This window comes from Vibrio sp. 1401 (genome assembly GCF_033340295.1).
This window is the reverse complement of the sequence record NZ_JAWOWF010000689.1, coordinates 1-556: the sequence shown is the minus strand read 5'-3', so window position 1 is coordinate 556 and position 556 is coordinate 1. Positions and strand designations below refer to the sequence as shown.

General features: G+C 48.7%; 1 protein-coding gene and 1 pseudogene. Both read left to right on the top strand.

Translation table 11 applies throughout. The features are described 5' to 3' along the window. The coding region (locus R7Z77_RS27615) for an ACT domain-containing protein (RefSeq protein ID WP_318137340.1) at positions 1-372 on the top strand (372 nt) is incomplete at its 5' end. A gap of 57 nt (positions 373-429) precedes the next feature. Next, positions 430-556, top strand: a pseudogene (locus tag R7Z77_RS27610) (tRNA (guanosine(18)-2'-O)-methyltransferase TrmH); the annotation flags it as partial.

Below are 556 nucleotides of genomic sequence, written 5' to 3'. Positions count from 1 at the left end.
GACCACATCATTGCGCATGTGTCTCCTGGTCGTGGCCTGGTTGTTCACCGTGAAACGTGTCCAAATGTGCGCGGTTACCAAAAAGAGCCGGACAAGTACATGGCCGTTGCATGGTCTGACGATTACGACAAAGAGTTTATCGCAGAACTGAAAGTAGACATGCTCAACCACCAAGGTGCTCTGGCAGAATTGACCAACGTGATTTCGAAAACAGGCTCCAATATCCATGGCCTGTCGACCGAAGAACGTGATGGCCGACTGTATACTGTCACCGTTCTGCTGACGACTAAAGATCGTGTCCACCTTGCAGGTATCATGCGAAAAATCAAAGCGATGCCGCAGGCGACCCGAGTCAGACGAAGAAAGAACTAAACTCATCGCCACCCACTCACACTGGGTGGCGATTTTTTTATACCCTATTTATTTACTATGAATTTAGAACGTTACCACCGTATCCATCAGGTGCTGAAAGCACGCCAAACCGACCTTACTTTGTGCCTAGAAGAAGTTCACAAACCTAACAACGTCTCTGCCGTTATTCGTACGGCTGACGCCA